The 481-nt window shown below is 45.7% G+C and carries 1 protein-coding gene; it reads left to right on the top strand.

The features are described from left to right. Window positions 1-263: 263 nt before the first annotated feature. The coding region (locus tag D7X96_RS39190; protein ID WP_147468528.1) for an inorganic phosphate transporter at window positions 264-481 on the top strand (218 nt) is incomplete at its 3' end.

Raw genomic sequence — 481 nt, 5'->3', positions numbered from 1 at the left:
GCGCCTATAATAATGGCAACAAACCTTTCCACGTTGCGCTCCTCTAAGAAAACACGGGCGTTAATTGTAAAGATTCCTCAGTGGTCGCACCAGCATCAATATTACTATAAGGAAGTATTTGCCTGAATTATATAAGATAATTATTTTTTGAGTGAAATCCATACAGGAGGCAAATCAAAAAAAGTCTATATTTCACTTTGCCCGCGCCGCGAAAGTCACTGATAATGCGCCGCGTTCATGTCCTCAAAATGGCGTAACGTCCTATGCTACATTTGTTTGCTGGCCTGGATTTGCATACCGGGCTGTTATTATTGCTTGCACTGGCTTTTGTGCTGTTCTACGAAGCCATCAATGGTTTCCATGACACAGCCAACGCCGTGGCAACCGTTATCTATACCCGCGCGATGCGTTCTCAGCTCGCCGTGGTTATGGCGGCGGTGTTCAACTTTTTGGGTGTTTTGCTGGGTGGTCTGAGTGTTGC

Source organism: Corallococcus interemptor (genome assembly GCF_003668875.1).
Classification (GTDB): domain Bacteria; phylum Myxococcota; class Myxococcia; order Myxococcales; family Myxococcaceae; genus Corallococcus; species Corallococcus interemptor.
This window is presented reverse-complemented; position numbering and strand designations above follow the sequence as displayed.